Below are 23,518 nucleotides of genomic sequence, written 5' to 3' on the forward strand. Positions count from 1 at the left end.
CTGGTCTAAGCTCTCATATGTCTGTCGCTATATGTTATCTTATCTTCTTATTCTTTCATTTTCACTTTCCTACTTTCTTTGTCACTTTTTTTTTTAATGATCCGTATACCACCAAGTTCTACTTCCCTGTCATCGTCGTCACCGATACCATTACCCTGACTGCCTCTGATGGCACCCTGCAAGATATTGTTATCACGATTACTGGTAGCGAGGATGCGCCAGAAGTGACCGGTGAATTTGTCGGTTCCGTCACTGAGGGCAATGAAGGCGATGCACCTGTCACTGCAACGGGCACCATTACGATCAGTGATGTTGATAGTAACGATACGCCGACTTTTGCCGATACCACTGAGACAGGTACCTATGGTTCGCTGGAATTGGTCGATGGCGATTGGACTTACACCCTTGATCAGAACAGCGTGCAGGATTTAGACGCTGGCGATCAGGTTACCGACACCATCACCCTCACTGCCTCTGATGGCACCGAACAAGCTATTGTTATCACCATTACCGGGACGGATGACGACCCTGTAGTCAGTGGTGAGTTTGTGGGTTCAGTGACCGAAGGCAATGAAGGTGACGCGGCCGTGACTGCCTCCGGTACCCTTGCGATCAGCGATGTCGACGATGGCGATAATCCAACCTTCGCCAATACCACTGCGTCCGGCACCTATGGTTCGCTCGAGCTAATAGACGGTGATTGGACGTATACGCTCGATCAGTCTGCGGTGCAGAATTTAGACGCTGGTGATCAGATCACCGATACCATTACCCTGACAGCAAGCGATAACACGCAACAAGATATTGTCATCACCATTACCGGTAGCGATGACCTACCTGAGGTCACCGGTGAGTTTATCGGTTCGGTCACCGAAGGTAACGTAGGTGATGCGGCCGTGACTGCAACGGGCACCATTGCGATCAGTGATGTGGATGGCGACGATACGCCCACCTTTGCTAATACCACTGAGACTGGCATTTATGGTTCGTTAGAGCTGGTGAACGGCAATTGGACTTACACACTTAATCAAGCCAGCGTTCAAAACTTGGATGCCGGCGATCAGGTCACCGACACCATTACCCTGACGGCCTCTGATGGTACACCGCAAGATATTGTTATCACCATTACCGGGACAGATGACGACCCTGAAGTCAGTGGTGAGTTTGTGGGTTCAGTGACCGAAGGCAACGAAGGTGATGCACCTGTCACTGCCACCGGCACCCTTGCGATCAGCGATGTCGACGGTGACGATGCACCCGCCTTTGCCGATACCACTGAGGCAGGGACTTATGGTTCGCTCGAGCTGGTGAACGGCAACTGGACTTACACCCTTGATCAAGACAGCGTGCAGGATTTAGATGCTGGCGATCAAGTGACGGATACCATCACTTTGACTGCCTCTCATGGCACCCAGCAAGCCATTGTGATCACCATTACTGGTAGCGAAGATGCGCCTGAAGTCAGTGGTGAGTTTGTGGGTTCCGTCACTGAGGGCAATGAAGGCGATGCGCCTGTCACTGCCACCGGCAGCATTGCGATCAGCGATGTCGACGATGGCGATACTCCGACCTTTGCCAATACCACAGAGACCGGCACTTATGGTTCGCTGGAACTGGTGAACGGCAACTGGACCTACACCCTCGATCAATCTGTGGTGCAGAACTTGGACGACGGTGATCAGGTCACCGATACCATTACCCTGACAGCAAGCGATAACACCCAACAAGATATTGTCATCACCATTACGGGGACGGATGACGCCCCTGAAGTCACCGGTGAGTTTGTGGGTTCGGTCACCGAAGGTAACGTAGGTGATGCGGCCGTGACTGCCACCGGCAGCATTGCGATCAGCGATGTCGACGATGGCGATACTCCGACCTTTGCCAATACCACAGAGACCGGCACTTATGGTTCGCTGGAACTGGTGAACGGCAACTGGACCTACACCCTCGATCAATCTGTGGTGCAGAACTTGGACGACGGTGATCAGGTCACCGATACCATTACCCTGACAGCAAGCGATAACACCCAACAAGATATTGTGATCACCATTACTGGTAGCGATGATGCGCCTGAAGTCAGTGGTGAGTTTGTCGGTTCCGTGACCGAGGGTGATGTAGGCGATGCGCCAGTCACTGCCACCGGTACCATTGCGATCACTGATATCGACGGTGACGATGCACCCACCTTCGCCAATACCACAGAAACGGGTAGTTATGGTTCACTAGAGCTGGTCGATGGCAGCTGGACGTATACGCTTGATCAATCTGCGGTGCAGAATTTAGATGCCGGCGATCAGGTTACCGATACCATCACCCTCACCGCCTCTGATGGCACCGAGCAAGCTATTGTTATCACGATTACTGGTAGCGAGGATGCGCCTGTAGTCAGTGGTGAGTTTGTTGGTTCCGTGACCGAAGGTAATGAAGGCGATGCGCCTGTCACCGCGACGGGCACTATTGCGATCAGCGATGTCGACGGCGACGATGCACCCACCTTCGCCAATACCACAGAAACGGGTAGTTATGGTTCACTAGAGCTGGTCGATGGCAATTGGACCTATACGCTCGATCAGTCTGCGGTGCAGAATTTAGATGCTGGCGATCAAGTCACCGACACCATCACCCTCACCGCCTCTGATGGTACACAACAAGCTATTGTCATCACCATTACCGGTAGCGAGGACCTACCTGAAGTCACCGGTGAGTTTATTGGTTCAGTCACCGAGGGCAATGTGGGCGATGCGCCTGTCACCGCGACGGGCACCATTACGATCAGTGATGTCGATGGCGATGATGCGCCGACTTTTGCCAATACCACAGCGTCTGGCACTTATGGTTCGCTCGAGCTAGTCGATGGTGATTGGACGTATACGCTCGATCAGTCTGCGGTACAGCATTTAGACGCTGGCGATCAGGTCACCGACACCATTACCCTGACTGCGAGCGATAACACGCAACAAGATATTGTTATCACCATTACCGGTAGCGAGGATTCCCCAGAAGTTACCGGTGAGTTTGTTGGTTCGATCACCGAAGGTAACGTGGGCGATGCGGCCGTCACCGCGACGGGCACCATTGCGATCAGCGATGTCTACGGCGACGATACGCCCACCTTTGCCAATACCACTGAGACTGGCACTTATGGCTCGCTGGAACTGGTCGGTGAGAACTGGACCTACACCCTTGATCAAGCCAGCGTGCAGGATTTAGACGCTGGCGATCAAGTGACCGACACCATTACCCTCACCGCCTCTGATGGCACCCAGCAAGCTATTGTCATCACCATTACCGGTAGCGAGGATGCACCGGTGATTACTGGTGACTTTACAGGATCTGTCGTAGAGGGCGATGTCGGTGATGATCCAGTCACCGCATCTGGCTCGCTAACCATTACGGATGCTGATGGTAGTGATACTCCATCCTTTCCAGATACTGTGATATCCGGGGATTACGGTGAACTTGAGTTAGTGAATGGGCAGTGGACGTATACGCTGGATCAAACAACGGTTCAAAGCCTTGCTGCCGCTGAAGTCGTCACAGACGAGATTACAGTTACAGCCAGTGATAACTCTCAACAAACGATTACAATTACGATTACAGGCACAGCAGAGGCACACCCCTCAATAACCGGTACCTTTACAGGCTCTGTCACTGAAGGCGATGTTGGCGATTCTCCCGTTACAGCCACTGGGACTATTCAAGTCAACAATGCGGGTAATACTAACTTTCTGAGTGTGGTTGATGATGGTGATTACGGCCAACTGGTGCTTAATGGTGACAATACATGGACCTATACGCTAGACCAGGCTGCGGTACAACATCTCGATAATGGACAATCGATAACAGATGTAATCACCGTAGCTATATCTAATGGTGTCGAGCAAGCGATCACGATCACCATTACCGGTACCAATGACGCCCCCATATTGACTCAAGCCGTTTCAACACAAACTCTGCAAGAGGATTTTGTTAGCTATACCATTGATCTAAATACAGTATTTTCGGACGTCGACAGCAATGATACGTTAAGCTTTGATGTAGCGAATGTGCCTAGTGGGGTCTCTGTTTCTATTGATGCGAATGGTATCGCAACCATTTCATCGGTCGCTGATTGGAGTGGTACAGAGACGGTGAGCTTTCGTGCCACCGATACCCAAAATGCGAGCCTGACCCATGATGTCATCTTCAACATCGAAGGGGTCGCTACTGCGCCTACCCTTACAGTCAGCCGTGGCGATCAATCACTGACTTATATCGATAGCGCAGGACAAATCTCCGCCACTGATCTCGGAGCGGGCGGGTCTCGAGCCATTCTTTCGCCCTTAACAATCTCCGGCACTGCTAATGAAACGGGTGAAACACTCACTTATCGAATCAGCGGCTTACCAGATGATGCAGTATTATCAGCAGGAACAAAAGAGGCAAGCAGCGGCGATTGGCTACTCACGGACGCGCAACTGAGTGGTCTTAATCTCGCCTCTCCTGCCGATATTACTGGTGTCACGCTATCGATTACGGCTATCAGTGCCGACGGCACGGATCAGGCATCAACCACGGCCACGCTGAATCTAGAAAATGATAGCTTTGCACAGACCGAAGGACAAACCACCAGCATTGCTAGTGTCGACGGACTGATCAGCAACGATACAGATACACAGGCCTCTGTCACCCGCGTTGCCACCAATGCCAGCCAAGGAGAAAGTGGTAACAGTGAAATTGTGATCGGCCCAGCCACTATCGCCACCGCATTGGGTGGCAGTGTGACCGTCAATGCCGATGGCAGTTTTACCTATACTGCACCTGCGGTGAATCATGCAGGCGGCGGTCAAGTCTATGACAGCTTCTCCTACCAAAGTAGCGAGAATAGCGAGTGGACAACCGTGACCTTTGATGTCAGTGACTCCGCGCCGGTTGCCCATGATGATAGCGATAGTGTGGCCTCTGGTGCCTCGACAGGCGGTAACGTTATTACTGCTGGCACTGGCGCTGATACCCTTGGTGCGGATACCACCACGGTGACCTCGGTTAGCTTTAATGGCACCACCTATGCGGTTAACGGCAGTACTGTGATTGCCACATCGCAAGGACAATTAACCATACAACCTGACGGCAGCTACCTGTATCAATCATCCGTGCCATCGACGACAGATGCCAGCACCTTGGATGATGAGGTATTCTCCTATACCCTCACCGACAGCGATGGTGATACCAGTCAGGCGCAGCTTACGCTAGGCCATGACAACAATACTCAACTATTTGCTGATATTAGCTCTGCAGATGAAAAAGGCTTAATTAGCAACGACAATAGTCACACTACCCAAGGCAACTTGTTGGACAATGATATGGGGATTGGCGTCAATGTTAACCTCTATCAAGTTAATGGACAGAGTTTTGGCAGTGATGGGGTTTTAACACTCACCACCGCCAGTGGCACCCTGACTGTTTATAACCAAGACAACAGCCAAGGTTATCGTGCGGGTGACTATACCTATACGCTAGATAGTGCCACCAGCGGCGACAACGTGAGTGAGACATTCACTTATACCACCTATGATCCTACTTCGTGGACACCATTTCGCTCATCAACGTTAACTATCAACATCCAAGATGATGCACCTACGTCTGACAACATCGAAAGTGCCTTGTACGCCACGGCGGAGAGTAGCTCGACCTTTAACCTGATTCTTACCGTTGACCTTTCGGGCAGCATGGCCGATCCAGTTGATCCAAGCGATCCGGATTCACCGACTCGGATGGAAGTAACCAAAGCCGCACTGAAATCTATGGTGGAGGAATACGACAAGCTCGGCGATCTCAACATCCAAATTGTGTCATTTTCGAGTGAAGCCCAGTCTTCAGGTTGGATGCTTAACGATATCGGCAGCGCATTAGACGCAATCGAGGGCCTGTATGCCGGTGGCGGGACCCGATACGATAACGCGCTTAACGAGATCATTAATACTGTCGATACCTCAGGGCTGACTGCAGATAAAACCATTTCTTATTTTATCTCCGATGGGATGCCCAATGATGCTTTTGAAAACAACACCAGCCTACATAGCGCATGGCAAACTTATGTGAGTACGCAAGGCATTGATGAGTCTTTTAGTATAGGAGTAGGTGACGGCATTACCACTATCCCGCTCGCACCTATTGCTATTAGCTCGTCTGGAGATGACGCTCAGAATATCCAAATTGTTTTGGATGAAACAAACCTCACCTATACCTTGTTACAAACCATTGAAAATGGACAAGTGTCAGGCGGCCTCGTGCTGATGGATGATAACGGCAATACTGTTTCCTTATTCGGGGCTGACGGTGGTTATATCTCCGCGCTCACCCTAGATGGACAAACGTACAACTATGATCCTGCGACTGACAGCGCACAGCAGACCTTTGAAACCGCTAAAGGTGGTATCCTCACTATCAACTTTGATACCGGCGAGTACGACTATCGCGTGGCGGTCGACAGAGATATTCTCAACGAGCAAGAGCAAATCGCACTAACGCTTACCGACAACGATGGAGATACCAGTAACGTCAATGTCGCCATTAACCTCTACTACGAGGCGCGGCTTGATGCTAATCACGATATAGTGATTACCAATATTCACGATGGTAGTCCGATCATCATTCCCGGTTTGGCCTTAACCCATAACGATATTCCATCGATGGGCAGCACAATTACAGCCACCGGTAACGCGGTACAAGGGTCGGTAGCTGGCACGGATGACATCATCTTCACGCCTGATAGTGCAATGAGTCCGCAAACCTTCCTTGATCCAATCGGTAACGACTCCGAGTTTATTGCGGAATCCGAACTGGGCGATTTCGCCAACTCGTTTGCACAGGCACAGAGCCTAGACCGTGGTAAGTTCGGAACCATGACACAGGAGGTATGGGCGCATATTGATGCCGGCAACTATGGTGCCAACGCAGCTCTGACAGGTACGGTCCAAAACGGTACCGACAGTGATATGACAAAAATGGATCTCTACCAAAACGAGACCTTACTTTTTGATGATGATCGGTGGTGGAATTACCTCAGCGTTAGGGTTTATGACCAAAACCAACAGCTGCTGGATACTCTCAATCCAGATACTGGCAGCAATAGCTTTACCGCAGGTCAACAAGGCACTTATTACTTTGAGATCGTTTCCAACAATACATTAAATACGACTGAGGACTACGAGATTTATCTTACTTTGGATAGCTCGAACGCGGTGTTGCCAGAGCCTGAACATCAATTTGAATACACCACCTCTAACGGCAGTTATGTGGACAGTGCATTGGTCGATATTATTGCCATTGATGACCAAACACTGGAAGGCGGCTATCAAAGTGAAATTCTCGCCGCCGGTACAGGCGACGATACCCTAATTAGTAATGCGGGAGATGATAGCCTTCTTGGTAATCTCGGCGATGACACGCTTGATGGCGGCCTTGGCGATGATTTGCTGATTGGCGGTAAAGGTGACGATACGCTGACTGGCGGGCTTGGGTCAGACACCTTCGCATTTTTAAACGGTGACCAAGGCTCTGTCGGCGCAGAAGCGGTCGATCGCATTACGGACTTTGATGTGCAAAAAGACACTCTCGATCTCTCCGAGCTGCTGATTGATGAAGACCAAGCCGGTGCAAGCCTTGAAGACTATCTAACCCTTGAGGACAACGATCAAGGTGAAGCCACCTTATACATTGCCTCTGCGGGCGATAATCAAATCGACCAGCACGTGGTGTTCGAGAACCTCAGCGTGGCAGATATGGCGGCAGCCTACGAGATTGATATTAGTGGCCTGAGTAGCCAGGAGCTCAGCGCTTCAGTGATTGATGCCATGATCCAACAAAGCAAATTGATGACAGATTAGCACCCACCTCACACGCCGATACCTCGCCCTGAGGTATCGGCAACTTTACGTTTTATTTTTATCGCCAACGGGGCAGAATAGCGCCAAAGCTCGGGAAATAAACAATAGGGAGCAACTTTGTTATCTGAGTTAAAAAATATTGCCCAACTGTTGGTCGATAACAAGCTACTAACCACCATCGGCGTCGTTGTCGTTGTGAGCGTTATTCGCCGCCTGATCCTGCGTCATATTCGCGGTGACAGTAACTTTCTCAGTGAAGATCAACGTAAGTGGATATCTCGTACGAAAAATGGGGCATTTAGCTTACTGTTACTGTTTTTATTTTTATTCTGGAACACGGAAATTAGCGAGTTTGCCCTCTCGCTGACTGCCATTGCAGTGGCTGTCGTGGTGGCATCGAAAGAAATTATCTTGTGCTTTACCGGCTCCATTCAACGCGCTAGTTCTCGATCATTTCGTATCGGAGATTGGATTGAAGTGGGTAACTCACGCGGCGAAGTGATCGAGCACAATTTGATGGCGACCAAAATTCAAGAAATTGATACCCATCATGGGCACTATTGTTACACCGGAAAGACCGCGACGCTGCCCAACAGCTTGTTTTTTACCACCACGGTAAAAAACCTTAATTTTATGAAGCGCTATGTCTATCACCATTTTTTTTTGGTGATCCGTGGCGATATTAATTTATACCCTCATATTCCCGCGCTGCTGGCACGCATTGACGATCATAGCGAAGATTTTCTCGATGTCGCTCGACGTTATAACCATGTGATTGAGCGTCATGCGGGGGTGGATTTACCAGGGCCTGAGCCACACGTCTATTTGTCTCATACCGATACTGGCGAGCAGCATGTTCACGTCCGCCTGTTCTGTCCAACCGAACGCGCCGCCGAACTCGAACAATTAATACGGGAAGACATTATGACGCTTTATTGCGAAAAACTGCTCCCTGCCGCTGACGGAAAACGGCCAGAGAGCGCCGACGCTGCTGCCTCAGATACTCCCGCGCCACCAGCAAACTCATAACAAAAAGCGCTCGTCGTTACGGCGCGCGCTTTTCAATCCCTGCTTTCTTGGTAAAGGTTTACAGCAAAAACAAGGTTCCTAACCCAAGGAAGGCAACAAAACCAACAATATCCGTCACCGTGGTTAGAATGACCGATCCTGAAAGCGCCGGATCAATTTTAAGCTTATCGAGAATGACCGGAAGAAAGATACCCGCCAAGGCGGCACTGATAATATTGGCGACAATAGCAGCACCAATCACCATCCCTAGTCCCCAGCTGTTAAACCAGTAACCGGCGATCAAACCAATCACTATCGCCCAAAGCACACCATTTAGTAACCCTACTTGCAGCTCTTTGTTCAATAGCGGCCTTAAGTTACTTTTAGATATTTGTCCTAATGCTAAGCCTCGCACAATCAGGGTTAGCGTCTGGCTTCCGGCGATCCCACCCATTGACGCCACCACGGGCATTAATACCGCCAGCGCGACCACTTGTTGCAGTGTCGCTTCAAACAAACCAATAAACCAAGAAGCAAGAAAAGCCGTCATTAGATTAATGCCAAGCCATAGTGCACGATTGCGCGCGCTTTTCATCACCGGGGAGAATAAATCTTCATCCTCATCCAAACCCGCCGTCGCCATAATTTGTGCTTCAGCTCGCTCGGCTTGCATTTCATACGCGGTACCGAGATCAAGCCGGCCAATCAACATCCCACCATCATCTAGCACCGGTAAGGCAACTTCCTCACTGCTAGCAACCTTATCGGCACTCACATAAATATCCTCGCGAGCATTGAGACTCGGGAATTGTTCGCGCACCAACTCACTGATTTTTAATACGCCATCGGCCCCAAAGAGTTTGTGAATCGGCACCGCACCGACCCATACGCCACGGCTATCAACCACGAATACATGATCACAGTATTTCGGCATCACACGGCGCAATAAACGCAACACGACATTCACTTTTGTTTTGGCGGGTACCACTAATGGTTGATGATCACACCAGTGCCCCACCTCGCTATCTGCATATTGCTGAGCAGAGGCATAACGTTGCTTTTGCTCCGTATCCATGCGCCCCAATGCTTCTTCCAGCAAAGGTTCGGTGAGCACATCTTGCAGCTCCAGCAGGGTGTCGGCATCCAGTTCCGCAAACAAGTCATGCAGGCGAATCTCATCCACTGCGCGAATAATCGCTTCACTCGCATCAGCACGCATTTCCGCCAACACCGGCAGCTGTATTGCAGGCGATAATTGCTCCCAAAAACTCACACGATCAGTAACGGGCAAAGACTCAAGTAATAGAGCGAGGTCATCAAGACTGTGGGCTTGCTCGATCTCTTGTGCCACTTCGGGCGTTCCCTCATCAACTTTTGAGAGCAAATCCTCAATTACTTCTTGTCTATCACTGTTTTGCATGGTATTTCCTTCATGAAACTTTTCGTGTGCTCTCTGACGCCATCACGGCGTATTTAGCGACTATTATTTCGTCGCCCTGCCCAGAGATGCCATGACGTTGCCACGACGAATCCCAGACTCTCTCGTATTGCCGCAAAGCGGTAAGTGCGCGCATCCGCGTGCACCTCATACTGCTGACACTACGATAAGATCTGCGTCAATGCGTAGTAAATGTATGCGATGGTTATCACACATCATCGCTTATTTTTCAGATTCTTACCACGAGTAATCGTAATCCCTTCTACGGTAGAGGAAGGGACTTTGTTATAGCGGATCAAAATGAACACTGTGCAACACAAAACACCTAAAGTCAGCGTCGGCTGGCGAGAGTGGGTCGCCCTCCCCGACCTAGGTATTGCTAGGGTGAAAGCCAAAATTGATACCGGAGCACGGACTTCTTGCCTGCATACGTTTAAGATCGAAGAATTCGACCAAAACGGAGAAGCTTGGGTTCGCTTTTGGGTTCACCCTCACCAAGGTGACGATGAAACACACGTCCAAGCTGAAGCCAAAGTGGTAGCCAGACGCGTTGTTCGCGACTCAGGAGGTCATGAACAGCTTAGGTATGTCATACAAACCACACTTCAAGCGGGTACATTACGCTACCCGATAGAAATGACACTAACGGCAAGAGACAACATGCGTTTTCGCATGCTACTCGGCCGCACAGCCATGGCGGGACAAATGATCGTCGATCCCATGCACTCTTTTTTGCTCGGTAAGTAGGAGCGGTTAAACCATGAAAATAGGCATTCTGTCGCGTAACAAAAATCTTTATTCTACGCGTCGCCTGATAGAAGCCTGCGAACAACGCGGTCACGAATATAAAATCATTGATGCGCTACGCTGCTACATGAGTATCAACTCAACGCAGCCGATGATTCATTTAGCCGGTGAGGAGCTGTCAGGATTCGACGCTATCGTACCTCGAATTGGTGCATCCGTTACTTTTTATGGCTGCGCGGTACTGCGCCAATTCGAAATGATGGGCGTATTCCCCGTCAATGAGTCGGTTGCCATTAGTCGTTCTCGCGATAAATTACGCTCAATGCAATTGTTGTCTCGTAAAGGGATCGGCATGCCTCATACTGGGTTTGCCAGTAAGCCCGGTGACATTGCTGACTTGCTGACTATGGTGGGTGGCACGCCCGTGGTGGTCAAGCTGTTGGAGGGAACCCAAGGTATTGGCGTCGTGCTCGCTGAAACTAAAAAAGCCGCAGAAAGTGTGATTGAAGCCTTTATGGGCCTAAAAGCGGATATTTTGGTACAAGAGTACATTAAAGAGTCTAGCGGCGCCGATATTCGCTGCTTTGTGATTGGTGATAAGGTGATTGCCGCGATGAAGCGTCAAGCACAACCGGGCGAGTTTCGCTCTAACCTACACCGTGGCGGGACGGCAAGCCTTGTCCGTATTACGCCAGCCGAGCGTCGAACCGCGATCGCGGCCGCGAAAGCGATGGGACTTAACGTGGCAGGGGTTGACCTTCTTCGCTCCGAGCGCGGCCCCCTTGTAATGGAAGTCAACTCTTCTCCTGGGCTAGAAGGCATTGAAAAAGCAACAGGAAAAGATGTCGCGGGCATGATCGTCGAGTATATTGAAAAGACGGCTAAACCCCAAAGGACACGCACACGTGGCAAGGGCTAAAAAAAACAATGCCATCGATATCGGTGGCGAAACAATCCAAGCTGGCGAGCATGCCAGCTTGGAACTGGAAATGGCGCGCCTATACACTCACGCGCCATTAAATGTCAGCATTGAGGTGTTAAACGGCAAGTTAGAGGGTCCAATTCTGCTTGTTTGCGCTGCCATTCATGGCGACGAGCTCAATGGGATTGAAATTGTTCGTCAAATATTAGCCAAAGTCGATACCGAAAAGCTTCGTGGCACCTTGATTGCTATTCCCGTCGTCAATGTCTTTGGCTTTATTCACAAGTCCCGCTATCTACCCGATCGACGCGACTTAAACCGCTCTTTCCCCGGCTCCGAGCGCGGCTCCATTGCCGGCCGTATGGCATATCAATTATTTAATGAAGTGATCAGTCAGTGTACGCACGTCATTGATCTTCATACCGCAGCGATTCATCGCACCAATCTGCCTCAAATCCGCGCCAATCTTGATAATGAAGGAGCGGCCGAGATGGCGAAAGCCTTTGCGGCTCCCGTTATGGTTGATGCCGCCTTACGTGATGGTTCTCTCCGTGCGGAGGCGGAAGCGATCGGTATTCCAGTCATTACCTACGAAGCAGGGGAAGCGCTACGATTTGAGCCTTACGCCATTAATGCAGGCGTGCGGGGTGTCATTCGAGTGATGCGTCATTTGGGGATGTTACGTCAATCTCGGCGTACCTTACCCTATCAACCGGTTACAGCCCGGGCTACGCGATGGGTGCGCGCTGAAGCTGATGGGATTTTTCGTAGTCATATTGCGCTGGGTGAACGAGTTAATAAGGGACAAATACTCGGTATCATCAGCGACCCAGCTGGCAGCAATGAAGTGGAAATCAAAGCCTCGCAAAGCGGTATTTTGATTGGCCAACAAACTCTCCCTGTTGTCAATGAAGGGGATGCGGTCTTTCATATTGCTTTTTTCTCGCAATCTGACGAACTGATTGAGCAACACTTAGAGGGCTATTTAGATCAAGTGCGAGACGATCAAGACGATGAATTACGATGGGGTATCGGCACACTTTAACTTTGATCTTAAAAGCGAATCATCACCGTACTACTTGCATCGCGCACTCAGATTCATAACACTACGCGTTTTTGTAGCACGGGCAGTTGCCCGCCACACAAGAGGATCGACATCATGCTGACATGGCAAGAAATCGTCACACGAAGCGAACAAGGTAATGTGGCGCCGCGCCAGCGGGTGGAAAAATCAGATCAACAATGGCAGTCACAGCTCAGCGACGAGCAATATCGCGTTACGCGTCAAAAGGGCACTGAACGTGCTTTTAGCTCGGGCATGTGTACCTTGTTTGAGCCAGGCCTATACGGCTGCGTTTGTTGCGGCACACTGTTGTTTGATGCGAATGAGAAGTTTGACTCTGGCACCGGCTGGCCTTCATTCACTCAACCAGCCGAAGATAGCGCTATCGCATACCATAAAGATACCAGTCACGGGATGACGCGCATTGAAACCACCTGTGCCAGCTGTGATGCTCATCTGGGACATGTGTTTCCCGATGGTCCCCCTCCGACTGGATTACGTTTTTGTATGAACGCCGTCGCGTTAAAGAAACTAGATTAACCCACCTCTCCTCAGGTTGCCGAGCCGGTGCATGCTGGCTCTGCTATATTTACTCCATCACCATCAAGTGGTTTTATATCAAGCACTGAAAATGCTCATCATCGGCGACACCTTGTAGGAGACATATGGCATCCACTCTTTCATTCTCCTATTTAGCGCTCTGGGTCGCAGTTTACGGCGCCCTTATCTGGGTTGATATGCGATATATTGCTGTATTAGTGGATGTGCATACCTCGACACTGACTAATATTGCGAGTGGTCTCGCGGTCGTTTTGTTTTATCACTACGGTCGACAGCTATTCGTGCCATTTTTAATCACTAGTGCGCTTGGCCACTCTCTCGCCGCCACCGCTCGGATTGATGATTTGCACGTCGCAGTGTCGCTCTTATTTGGCGCCCTACTTACTGTTATCGCGTTTATCTCCGCAAAGTTATGGGTATCTCGGTGTCAGCACTGCTTAGATAACGTGAGTGTCTTGTTTCGCTTTATTCTTATCGCCTGCTTCATTCCCTCAGTCGCAATGATTTTGCTCGTATCGGTGCCTCTCTATATAGATAACCAGCTCATCCCGGGAAGATTAAAGTTTCTATATATCGAATTCTCAATGACCTATACAACGTCTCTATTGATCTGGGTGAGTCTTTACACGACCTGGCGACGAGGTGGGTTTCAATTAGATAAGATAAACAAAAAAAATACGGGCATGACATTGAGCGCTCTGATGCTCGCAATCGCGGGCTTTTCCTATTTCCCCGGTGCTATTTTTATTATCCTCGCACTACTAGTTTATATTGCATCTTCTGGGTATTGGCGAACACTGCTCGTTTCGCTTGTGATCCTGATTACTTCGATCTTAGTGATGGTCCCGCACAGTCTAGGCGCTTTTGCGATTCCAGATCTTGATGATGGCATTCTGGCTTTATTAATTTACGTATTCACGACAGTGCTCGTTAGTATCAGTATATCTATCCATGCCTCAGAACTAAGAAACGCTGTGGCAGCTCGAGATAATTGGCAAAGAAAAGCTAGCCTTGATCCATTAACCGGCACCGTGAACCGCTACGGCCTACTCCCCGAATTAGCCATCGAGCATGAGTTCGCTAAACGCGCACGTTACTTTTACACAGTAGCGGTTATCGATATTGACCACTTTAAACAGATCAATGACAACTATGGCCACCTTGCTGGCGATCAAGTATTGAAAGATGTCGCTGGCATCATCACAGACACAGTGCGCCAGAACGATTTAGTTGCTCGCTATGGCGGTGAGGAGTTCGTGGTCATCTTTCGCAACACGCGCGCAAGCGATGCCACTCATGTGGCAGAACGGATCCGAGAACGTATCGCCGCTAGTGTTTCTCACATTGATGACCAGCCACTGGCCTATACCGTCAGCTGCGGTTTGGCTGAAAACCATACGGACGATATTCACCCAGAGCGTGTTTTTGACCGAGCCGATGATTGCTTATATCAGGCCAAAAAGACGGGGCGCAACCGTGTTGTTATGGCGCCCCCACCCTAATATTTATTCAGCGATACCGCCTTCGGTGAGCTTGGCTGGATCAAGCAATTGCGACAAATGCTCGCGGCCGAGATCCGTTTCTTCCTCCGCGACGTCCAAGATAGGCCGACCCTGTTGATACGCTTTCTTCGCAATTTCAGCGGCTTTAAGGTAACCCACAACTGGGTTAAGCGCCGTCACTAAAATAGGGTTACGGGCTAGCGCTGACTGTAAGTTATCTTCTCGCACTTTAAAGGTCGCCACCGCTTTATCTGCTAGCAGATGAGCTGCATTCGCCAATAGACGAATACTTTGCAGTAAGTTGGCAGCAATCACAGGCAACATCACGTTCAGCTCAAAATTCCCCGATTGCCCCGCGACCGTGATGGTAGTGTCGTTGCCCATGACTTGTGCCGCGACCATAGCAGCGGATTCTGGAATAACAGGATTCACTTTCCCTGGCATAATAGACGATCCCGGCTGTAACCCCTCTAGCTCAATTTCTCCTAGCCCGGCAAGTGGGCCCGAGTTCATCCAACGTAAATCATTGCTCAGTTTCATGACCGCAACCGCAGTTGTCTTCAACTGGCCGTGCAATCCCACCAGCGCATCTTGGCTACCAATCGCAAAAAAAGGATTCTCGCTCGCCGTGAATGAGGAGTGACTACACGCACAGACTGCGTTGGCAAAACGCTCGGCAAATAATGGGTGAGCATTGATTCCCGTCCCTACTGCCGTGCCACCCTGAGCCAGTGCGCGCACCGATGATAGGCTTTGGGTAATTTGTACCATTGCGTGTTCGACCTGCTGAGTCCAAGCATCTAGCTCTTGACCAAGAGTCACAGGCATCGCATCCATCAAGTGAGTGCGACCCGTTTTCACGATATGACCGACTGTGCGTTTCTTTTCCTGTAACGCGTCACGTAAATGCGCTAACGCGGGAAGTAAGGCTTTTTCACAGCCTAATGTGGCACTGATCTGGATAGCCGTAGGAACAGAATCGTTACTACTTTGACTCATATTGACATGATCGTTGGGACTGACCGTTTCACCACACTTTTCAGAGGCCAACGTTGCCAGCACTTCATTCATATTCATGTTTGAGCTCGTGCCTGAGCCGGTCTGAAATACATCAACGGGAAACTGCGCTAAATGCTCACCATCAATGATGGCTTCGGCACTTTGGCGAATCGCATGTGCGATGTTGCCATCCAGTAAGCCCAACTCTTCGTTAGCCGTTGCCGCTGCATGTTTCACCATGGCTAACGCGCGAATAAAATCCTCAGGCATCGTCTGGTCACTGACCGCAAAGTTATTCACGGCTCGCTGTGTTTGTGCTTGATACAGCGCGTCCGCAGGTACCTCAACATTACCCATACTGTCTTTTTCGATACGTGTTTTCGCCATGATTATATCCTTTTCATTCGCCACACCATTTCGATAATGGTTATCATTAACATATTGAGTTCACTAAATGAAGTTAGTGACGTCATAGGCTGACAAAAAATCCGTGCCTCTCAGGCTTGCATCCCCTAGTATGACGTCACTATCACCCATAACGAGCAATACCATGCAAGATGAAACCAGTACCAGTATCGCTAACTTGATTGAAGTGGTTGAGAATCAGATCGCCGACCAAGATCCTAAAAAGGTAGCAGAAACCTTGATGCGCCTGCGTATGACCGGCTATTCACGCGACGAAGCTATCGAGTACATTGCTTGTGCGTTAATGGTTGAGATCTATGATGTTAGCAATCACAACGGGCAATTTACCCTGTCCCGCTATGAAGCCAACTTAGACAACCTGCCAGACATGCCATGGGCCGATGAGATTAATTTGGATATCGGTGAGTAAATACAGGACGGGTGAGAAACATTAAAAAAGCCGCTCTACGCGGCTTTGATTTTTAGAGTGGATAGACTTTCTCAAACTCTTCAAGCACCACATCCGAGTGCTCATCAAAATGTAGGCCGTGTGTTTTGGCGTACTGGGAGAAGTAACCCCAATGCGCTTCGTGCCAACACTGGTAAGAGCCATCTCCCTCTCCTTCACGTGCCGCAAATTCCGCACTGACTTGGTTAAACGGGCAATAGCTCACCTGAGTGGTTTTGACGATACACACGGGTCGCTGGTGACCATTAAGAACAATCTTATAATGTCCTTTTTGCGGGATCACCGCACTTTTCTCTTCCAAAGAGCTGCGCAATCGGCAGTGGGCTTTCTTTTTATTCAAACTAACCAATGTCGCAACTTCGTTCGCTCTCACCGTGTGATGACTTAAGGTGTCCACCACCACTTGATCATCAGTTGGCCGTTGGTCTGCGGGAAGAGTCGCTAGATATTGGTGCCAAAAGGCGTTTTGTTCTTCAGTCATGGGTCTCGCCTTGATTATTATTGGTTTCGTTTTTTAAAATGATTTCTTTCTGAACAGGTTCTTGGACAGCAGTAACGATGTTGATCATAACGTGCAGCCGCACATTCGCCTATGCGCTAGCTAACGTTTCTAGATTGCATTGTGAATAAATTCACAATTAAACATCAACTGAAGCCAATTTTTATCAAAAAAAAGCGGCCTTTTTGGCCGCTTGAGAGATTGATTAACCTTAATCGCTAATAAATGGCAATAAGGCTTGGTGTAGTCGGTCAATTTCATCAATGGTGTTGTAATGCATCATACCGATGCGGATCACACCGCCTTTGTCTAAGATATCAAGCTGCTCACACAGGCCTTGCGCATAGAAGTGTCCATTCCAGACACACAAATTTTGCGCGCCAAGTGCTTGAGCAACCTCTGCCGGCTCTGTTCCCTCTATGCGGATCGCAAACGTTGGAGTGCGTTTGTCGAGCTGATTATCGTCGGTAATACCATAAATACGTACTTTGGGATAAGCGCGCATCAACTGGATAAAGTGTGCTGACAATGCTTGTTCATGCGCTTGATACTGCGCATAGCTTGCCGCTAGTCTTTCTCGCAGTGAGGACGTCGGATCGCCCCATTGCGCAAGATAGTCGACCGCCGCAATAAAGCCCGCTATCGCCTCAAAGCTTTGGGTGCCCGTTTCAAATCGGCCGGGGCCTTGATTAGTCGCAGGTTCCACTTTGTACGGTTTTAACGTCTGTACCCACTCAGGCGCGACATAGGCAAAACCAACATGAGGCCCAAAAAACTTATACGCTGAGCAGGCAAGGAAGTCGCACCCGAGTGCTTGCACATCCACCAAGTGATGGGGCGCGTAATGCACCGCATCCACATACACTTTGGCGCCCACTTGTTTCGCCATCTCCACCACTTTTGCCACATCGACCAGACTGCCTGTGGTATTTGAGGCTAACGTCACCGCAACCAACTTGGTTTTATCGGTCATTAGGCTGGCCAGATGTGCCATATCGATAGAGTACGTCGATTCATCAACACGTACCTGTTTCACAACCGCACCCTTGTCGTGGGCCGCTTGCTGCCAGCTGGACACGTTTGAATAGTGGTCTAGCGCGGAGACAATCACCTCATCCCCCGCCTGCCAGTCTCGACTGATGGCGCGGCTCAACGAGAAGGTCAAGGTGGTCATATTGGGGCCGAATACCATGCTTTCTGACGATGAGGCATTCACAAAGGTGGCCGCCACATCCCGCGCACGCTGCATAAGCTCGGTCGTGTAACGACCAGAAAAGAACTGGCCGCCCAGATTGGCGTTGTAGTGCCCTAAATAATCCACCATAGCGTCAAGCACTGCGCGGGGCACTTGCGCGCCCCCTGGGCCATCAAAAAATGCGACGGGTTGGCCTTCAATAATTTGGGAGAGCGCGGGAAAGTGGCCCCGAACAGCATGGGGTGAAAAACCTGCCGGTGTCATCGTTACTTCCTTGTTGCTGTGAGTACAAATACATCCATTGTGCCCGGCTTCTGATTATCAACGGGCGTAATCGGCTCAGCGTAATGCCACAACGTACGATCATCAAGTGCCGCCATTTGCCCCGGTTCCAGCGGTAAGCTAAACAATGGTGCACTCGTTTTGTGACGGAACACTTGGAAATCTCCTCCCTCAATATTATCGCGGCCAATGCTCACAATAGCGATATGATCAAAGCCATCTTGGTGAACCCCTTCTGGGGCAACCTGCACGGATTGATTATCCGCCTGAATACGAATTTGGTGGATTTCAATGTCGTTGTCATCGCTAAGCTGGTAAAGGTCGCGGAATGTCCGACACATGGCATGGAAGCCCGGTGCCTGAATGGTCTGGGGCTCGATATCCTCAAAGGTTCTAGCCACATCCCCTTGGAATTCATTGATGTCAGATGTTTGCATAAATGGGCGAGTCGGTAACTTCTCGATGCCCCCATCGAAAGCATGCACGATTGAATAGCGACGCAAGCGATAACCGCCGTCTGCGTGAGATGTACCCGGAAGGTTATCAAACGAAGGCTGTAATTGTTTGATATGATTATCGTCCAGTTGATTAAGCTGCATGAGTAATGTTGACGTATTCATGGCTTCCTCCTGTTTCGCGACTGTGCCGCGCATTCAAACCAATACGTTTGAAATACATTTATTTAACAAACGTGATACATCCAATCATCAACCATATACACTGTTATTTCCAGATCGAGCGCTATATTTATCGATCATAAACCACTCGTTTAGTTTTTTTGTCTAAAAAATTTCGCTAAGCCGTTGAAAGGCTCCACCACAAAGATTAACAATTATTAAACAAAAGAATTAATCACTGCATAGTTGGTCTATTGCCCTATTTTAGAAGGTGGAAATGGGACAAAAATGTCACGAAAAGTTGCCATTCTGCGTAATTCAGAGGAATTTCATGTTCAGATAGCGTTATAAATCAAACACTCTGCATCGGTTTTTCGCTCATCCTCTACACTAGTAAGACACGCTTTGATGCGCGGGAGAGGATAGAATGACAAGGTTGAATATCCAGTGTGCTTGTGGCCAAGTGACGGGAGAAATTATTGATGCACAACGCAGTCAGCGTTGCGTTTGTTACTGCAAAGACTGCCAAGCCTTCACTGAAAAACTGGGTTACCATACCGAGCTTAGGCCCGGGGGAGGCACAGAAATCCTACAAATTACACCCGCCCAGTTACGCGTATACCGAGGGAGAGACAAGCTTTCCTGCGCGAGATTATCCGAAAAAGGGCTTTATCGCTGGTACACGAGCTGTTGCCATACACCGATAGCAAATACAATTAGTGCAGCTATCCCTTTTATCGGCATTATTAGTAGTTGTTATCACATCGAAGGCGATAACGAAGAAGAAATTGGCCCCGTCCGTTGGTACGTACAAGGACAAGACGCGCGTTCATCCATCCCAGAAAAAAATGTCCACCCTCGCTTTCCGCTTAGCTTAGTGATCAGAACCGCCCTCCGCATTGGCTGGGCACGTTTACTCGGTCACCATCGTCCCAACGCTTTCTTCGATCGCCAAGGTCAGCCACGTGGCGTTGTTTACTACCCACAAGACGCGATGATCGCCAAACCCGACAAACAGCCTCACCCTGAATAGAAAGGTTTCAGCGATGGCAGTTATCGGCCACACGATAGTAACCAAGCTTTAACTAAATCAATCTCGCATTTACAATAGTGCTGTAAAAACAAGCAATCCCCCGAGCGAGGTGTCCTTATCTACCTCGCTTCTACTCACAATAACGGACTTGGGGAGGCACCCGTGAGCAACACATCTCATTCCAATAGCCAAGACAGTTTCAACACGCGACGTACCCTACACGTCAATGGTGAAACCTACGATTACTTCCGTCTCGATGCATTGTCTGATCAATTTAATATCAGCCGCTTGCCCTACTGCCTAAAAGTGCTGCTTGAAAACTTGCTGCGCAAAGAAGACGGTAAGAATGTGTCGGCAGAGGACATTAAAACCCTTTGCCAGTGGCAAGCTGATGCTGCCGGTAAAGATCAAGTAAACTTCACCCCTGCACGTGTCGTGCTTCAAGATTTCACTGGCGTACCTGCCGTGGTGGATCTCGCAGCCATGCGTGCCGCTATGCGCGATTTAAAAGGCGATCCAGCCAAAATCAACCCGCTTGGTGCGGTTGATCTTGTCATCGACCACTCGGTCATGGTGGATGACTACGGCAATCCTGACTCCTTGCAGAAAAATACCGAGATTGAGTTCGAACGAAACAGCGAACGCTACCAATTTTTACGTTGGGGTCAGCAAGCCTTTTCGAATTTCCGCGTCGTCCCCCCCGGCACGGGTATCGTACACCAAGTGAACCTCGAGTATTTAGCACCCGGTGTATTAGTGGAAGCGCAAGGCGGCAATAAGCTAGCCATGCCAGACACGCTAGTGGGCACTGACTCACATACCACCATGATCAATGGCTTAGGTGTGCTTGGCTGGGGCGTGGGTGGCATCGAAGCGGAAGCGGCGATGCTCGGCCAGCCTATCACCATGCTCATTCCTGAAGTGGTCGGCTTTGAGCTTAAAGGCGAGCTACCTGCGTCTGCCACTGCAACTGACTTGGTACTCACCGTCACTCAAATGCTACGCGAGCGCGGCGTAGTGGGTAAATTTGTTGAATTTTATGGCCCGGGCCTCGCTAAACTCCCGTTGGCTGATCGCGCAACCATTGCCAATATGGCGCCCGAATACGGTGCAACCTGTGGCATCTTCCCGATTGATGAAGAAACGCTAAGCTACATGCGCCTAACAGGACGCACCGACGATCAAATCACGCTGGTCGAAACCTATGCCAAAGCACAAGGCTTGTGGCGAGATGACGATGCACCAGTGGCTGATTATAGTGACACACTCCATCTCGACCTCGGTGATGTGGTTCCAAGCCTTGCCGGCCCCAAACGCCCGCAGGATAGAATTGCATTAACCGATGCCAAAACCCAATTCGAGCAGCTGTTGGAAAAAGAGCAAGCGGCAGCAAATAACCTGATTGCCAGTTTTGCCAGTGAAGGCGGGCAAACTGCGGTCGATAACCCCAGTGTGCGCGAACAAGGTGATACTCAAGTCAAGTATAAGGGAGAAACATTTACGCTTGAGAACGGGGCCGTCGTCATCGCAGCAATCACTTCCTGCACCAACACCTCGAACCCTGCCGTGCTTGTGGCTGCGGGGCTAGTCGCCAAGAAAGCACGCGAGCTTGGCTTAAAAACAAAACCGTGGGTGAAAACCTCGCTTGCTCCCGGATCACAGGTTGTCCCAGCCTATTTAGAGAATGTGGGTTTACTCGAACCTCTGGCTGAGCTTGGCTTTAACATCGTCGGCTTTGGCTGTACTACCTGTATTGGTAACTCAGGGCCTCTACCAGAGCCTATCACTGAAGCCATTCGCGCTGGCGACTTATTGGTGACTAGCGTGCTGTCCGGCAACCGTAATTTTGAAGGCCGTATTCACCAAGATGTCAAAGCCAACTATTTAGCCTCGCCACCACTTGTCGTGGCCTACGCACTGGCGGGTAATATGAATGTCGATGTCCTTAAAGAGCCATTAGGACAGGATGAAAACGGCAAGCCTGTTTATCTCAGAGACATTTGGCCAACACCACAAGAAGTCGCGCAAACTATTCAGTCAGCGATGACTGACGGGCTATACCAAGACAAGTACGCCGATGTGTTTGCCGGCACAGACGCATGGCGTCAGCTGCCAGTGCCTGAAGATGAGATTTACTCGTGGCCTGACTCCACCTACGTTAAAAAGCCAACGTACTTTGACGGTATGACCATGGCACTGCCTGAGATGAAACCAATCAAAGGCGCGCGCTGTGTGGTGAAAGTCGGTGATTCGATCACGACCGACCATATTTCACCTGCGGGGGCGATAAAACCAGATAGCCCTGCGGGCGAGTATTTGAAATCTAAAGGCGTTGAGCCAAAAGATTTCAACAGCTACGGCTCACGCCGAGGCAACCACGAGGTGATGGTACGTGGCACCTTTGCCAACGTGCGCTTGAAAAACCAAATGGCGCCGGGCACCGAGGGCGGTATGACTACCTATTTGCCCACCAATGAACAAATGAGTATTTACGATGCTGCGCAACGGTACCAAGCAGACGGCACGCCATTAGTTGTACTTGCGGGTAAAGAGTATGGGACAGGGTCAAGCCGTGACTGGGCCGCCAAGGGTACCAACTTGCTGGGTATCAAAGCCGTCATTGCTGAAAGCTTCGAGCGTATTCACCGCTCTAACTTAGTGGGCTTCGGCGTGTTGCCACTGCAATTTAAAGAGGGTGATTCCGTTGAATCACTTGGATTGGATGGCACAGAAGTGTTCGACTTTGAGGAGATCAACGGCGAGCCCTCGAACCTCAAGGTGTGTGCAGTTCGGGATGATAAAACCATCGAGTTTGACGTCAACATTCGCATCGACACTGCAGTTGAGTGGGATTACTACCGCCATGGTGGCATTCTCCACTACGTGCTGCGCCAACTCGCCAGCTAG

At 49.9% G+C, this 23,518-nt stretch carries 15 protein-coding genes; 10 read left to right on the forward strand and 5 right to left on the reverse strand.

The annotated features are described in order from the left end of the window. Positions 1-17: 17 nt before the first annotated feature. The gene (locus BGK46_RS17915; protein ID WP_069590389.1) at positions 18-7,871 is read left to right on the forward strand and encodes a VCBS domain-containing protein; all 7,854 of its coding nucleotides are present in this window, start codon (positions 18-20) and stop codon (positions 7,869-7,871) included. A 117-nt stretch (positions 7,872-7,988) separates the two neighbouring features. Then, positions 7,989-8,900, forward strand: a complete 912-nt coding sequence (locus BGK46_RS14415; protein ID WP_069590390.1) for a mechanosensitive ion channel family protein — start codon at positions 7,989-7,991, stop codon at positions 8,898-8,900. Between the two features lie 58 nt (positions 8,901-8,958). On the opposite strand, the gene BGK46_RS14420 is transcribed toward BGK46_RS14415, so the two are convergent. Further along, a complete protein-coding gene (locus BGK46_RS14420; RefSeq protein ID WP_069590392.1) occupies positions 8,959-10,299 on the reverse strand; it encodes a magnesium transporter in 1,341 nt (446 codons plus the stop codon). 318 nt (positions 10,300-10,617) lie between these two features. Here BGK46_RS14420 and BGK46_RS14425 point away from each other — a divergent pair, with 318 nt between their 5' ends. The 5 genes from BGK46_RS14425 (at position 10,618) to BGK46_RS14445 (ending at position 15,112) form a co-directional block, all read left to right on the forward strand. Further along, the gene (locus tag BGK46_RS14425; RefSeq protein ID WP_069590394.1) at positions 10,618-11,064 is read left to right on the forward strand and encodes an ATP-dependent zinc protease family protein; all 447 of its coding nucleotides are present in this window, start codon (positions 10,618-10,620) and stop codon (positions 11,062-11,064) included. Positions 11,065-11,077: 13 nt separating this feature from the next. Further along, complete coding sequence (gene rimK / locus BGK46_RS14430; RefSeq protein WP_069590396.1) at positions 11,078-11,983, forward strand: 30S ribosomal protein S6--L-glutamate ligase; 906 nt, start codon at positions 11,078-11,080, stop codon at positions 11,981-11,983. Then, positions 11,970-13,031: a succinylglutamate desuccinylase/aspartoacylase family protein gene (locus BGK46_RS14435; RefSeq protein ID WP_069590398.1), complete on the forward strand. Its 1,062-nt coding sequence runs from the start codon at positions 11,970-11,972 to the stop codon at positions 13,029-13,031. Before rimK ends, BGK46_RS14435 begins: the two co-directional genes overlap by 14 nt. A gap of 114 nt (positions 13,032-13,145) precedes the next feature. Next, a complete protein-coding gene (gene msrB, locus BGK46_RS14440; protein ID WP_069590400.1) occupies positions 13,146-13,589 on the forward strand; it encodes a peptide-methionine (R)-S-oxide reductase MsrB in 444 nt (147 codons plus the stop codon). A 125-nt stretch (positions 13,590-13,714) separates the two neighbouring features. Beyond that, positions 13,715-15,112 (forward strand): GGDEF domain-containing protein, encoded by a 1,398-nt coding sequence (locus tag BGK46_RS14445; RefSeq protein WP_069590402.1) that lies wholly within the window; start codon positions 13,715-13,717, stop codon positions 15,110-15,112. A gap of 3 nt (positions 15,113-15,115) precedes the next feature. Here the strand turns inward: BGK46_RS14445 and BGK46_RS14450 are convergent, their stop codons facing one another. After that, entirely contained in the window at positions 15,116-16,501 is a 1,386-nt protein-coding gene (locus BGK46_RS14450; protein ID WP_139130794.1) for a class II fumarate hydratase, read from the reverse strand. A gap of 160 nt (positions 16,502-16,661) precedes the next feature. On the opposite strand from BGK46_RS14450, the gene BGK46_RS14455 reads away from it, so the two are divergent. Beyond that, positions 16,662-16,946, forward strand: a complete 285-nt coding sequence (locus BGK46_RS14455) for a hypothetical protein (protein WP_069590406.1) — start codon at positions 16,662-16,664, stop codon at positions 16,944-16,946. 52 nt (positions 16,947-16,998) lie between these two features. Here the strand turns inward: BGK46_RS14455 and BGK46_RS14460 are convergent, their stop codons facing one another. The 3 genes from BGK46_RS14460 to BGK46_RS14470 all read right to left on the reverse strand — a co-directional run bounded on the left by BGK46_RS14460 (position 16,999) and on the right by BGK46_RS14470 (position 19,581). Continuing rightward, positions 16,999-17,466: an ASCH domain-containing protein gene (locus BGK46_RS14460; protein WP_069590408.1), complete on the reverse strand. Its 468-nt coding sequence runs from the start codon at positions 17,464-17,466 to the stop codon at positions 16,999-17,001. Between the two features lie 229 nt (positions 17,467-17,695). Then, positions 17,696-18,943 (reverse strand): cysteine desulfurase-like protein, encoded by a 1,248-nt coding sequence (locus tag BGK46_RS14465; RefSeq protein WP_069590412.1) that lies wholly within the window; start codon positions 18,941-18,943, stop codon positions 17,696-17,698. A gap of 2 nt (positions 18,944-18,945) precedes the next feature. Next, complete coding sequence (locus BGK46_RS14470; protein ID WP_069590414.1) at positions 18,946-19,581, reverse strand: 2OG-Fe dioxygenase family protein; 636 nt, start codon at positions 19,579-19,581, stop codon at positions 18,946-18,948. A gap of 424 nt (positions 19,582-20,005) precedes the next feature. Between BGK46_RS14470 and BGK46_RS14475 the strand changes: the two genes are divergently transcribed. Then, complete coding sequence (locus BGK46_RS14475) at positions 20,006-20,611, forward strand: DUF6151 family protein (RefSeq protein WP_069590416.1); 606 nt, start codon at positions 20,006-20,008, stop codon at positions 20,609-20,611. A 162-nt stretch (positions 20,612-20,773) separates the two neighbouring features. Next, positions 20,774-23,518 (forward strand): aconitate hydratase AcnA, encoded by a 2,745-nt coding sequence (gene acnA / locus BGK46_RS14480; protein ID WP_069590418.1) that lies wholly within the window; start codon positions 20,774-20,776, stop codon positions 23,516-23,518.

Origin of the sequence: Salinivibrio sp. SS2, from assembly GCF_001722075.1 — a bacterium.
GTDB classification, from domain to species: domain Bacteria; phylum Pseudomonadota; class Gammaproteobacteria; order Enterobacterales; family Vibrionaceae; genus Salinivibrio; species Salinivibrio proteolyticus.